The organism is Limnohabitans sp. Jir61, from assembly GCF_003063545.1.
In the GTDB taxonomy this organism is placed as follows: Bacteria; Pseudomonadota; Gammaproteobacteria; order Burkholderiales; family Burkholderiaceae_C; genus Limnohabitans.
This window is the reverse complement of the sequence record NZ_NESD01000007.1, coordinates 1-1,182: the sequence shown is the minus strand read 5'-3', so window position 1 is coordinate 1,182 and position 1,182 is coordinate 1. Positions and strand designations below refer to the sequence as shown.

2 protein-coding genes are annotated in these 1,182 nt (G+C 49.5%); both read left to right on the top strand.

Annotated features, from left to right (window positions below; genetic code table 11):
• Nucleotides 1-278, top strand: a 278-nt coding sequence (locus B9Z35_RS13125) for a hypothetical protein (RefSeq protein ID WP_233246588.1), incomplete at its 5' end; no start/stop codon positions are given.
• 8 nt (nt 279-286) lie between these two features.
• Nucleotides 287-649: a hypothetical protein gene (locus tag B9Z35_RS12825; RefSeq protein ID WP_108284111.1), complete on the top strand. Its 363-nt coding sequence runs from the start codon at nt 287-289 to the stop codon at nt 647-649.
• Nucleotides 650-1,182 lie beyond the last annotated feature (533 nt).

Genomic DNA, 1,182 nt, shown 5'->3' with positions numbered 1-1,182 from the left:
AATCACCACTCACCCCAACCATGAACTCCAACGATTCCCAATACGAAATCAGGAACTGTGTCTTCGCCTACAAGTGTGAGGCCGACTGGGAGACGTTGGAAGATACAAACAAGGAAAAGATTCGGCTCTGCCATGCCTGTGAAAAGGAAGTTCACTTCTGCGAAGACGACAAAGAACTAACCAGTTCCATACGAGACAACTTCTGTGTGGCATTTGAACGAGTCGAGAAGAACCGTATCGTCAAACTCATGGGGCTAATTCGTCCCGATAGCAGATAGACCACCCAATGTCTAACTCCCACGCACTGGCGTTCGCAAGGTCACCTGCCGTAATCCTCTATCAGGTCGAAAACGACAACATGTGGAGTGACTGGGAAGACTACATCGTCACCACACGAACGAAAAAGGGAGTCTTCACCGTATTGGCACGAAAGTTCAGTGATGAGTATCTGGATGGCAAAACCAAGCGTAAGTGGTTCTTAATTCACTCCGTGGGCGACATCAAAACGCCGAACACCTTCATTGAAGCAGTCAAGCGATGCGAGATGGAGTTGGGTGTAGACGTGTATTGGGATGATGTCATCACGTCACTTGCCAAGCTTGATACCCAGTTCTCCGAGTCAGTGGCAAATCTCGTGAATGGCAGTTAATGAGAGCATCCACAGGTAGGTATTGACGTTCACAACGTCTGCCGTATGGGGTAGGTGGCTCAAATAAGTTCGTATCCACCCTCAGTCATCTAGCCGCACCGTCTGGCACGTTCTTGAACTGTAAAAAGCATCAAGAGGTGCTCTTCCACAGTGGGTCTAACGTCTCCTACGGTCTATCAGATGAACGTATCGGTGGACATATGCCTGTTTATGGGCTGGATGTCATCGAACGTATGGGGCTAGGTGCTGTATATCCACGTCAAGATATGAATCCAACGTCAAGATATCCGCTGGCACCGTTGAAGGCGTCTGGAACAGTCAGGGGATGTATGGGGAGCAGTTCTCTGGGGGAGTGACATTGGGTCACTGTGATTCCACGCTCATCCCACGGTCGTTGTATTTGGGCCTAAAACGTGGAACTTGGCCTAGGCCGAGTGGTAAATACGGTGGTAACCTGCACCTGTTACTCGGATGGAAATGAAAAAAGCCGTTGATTGACAACGGCTTTTTAGAGGTTGCTGGCGGAAACGGAG

Excerpts from the sequence above, each read along its gene's own strand:
- B9Z35_RS12825 (WP_108284111.1), top strand. The coding sequence starts at position 287 with ATGTCTAACTCCCACGCACTGGCGTTCGCAAGGTCACCTGCCGTAATC.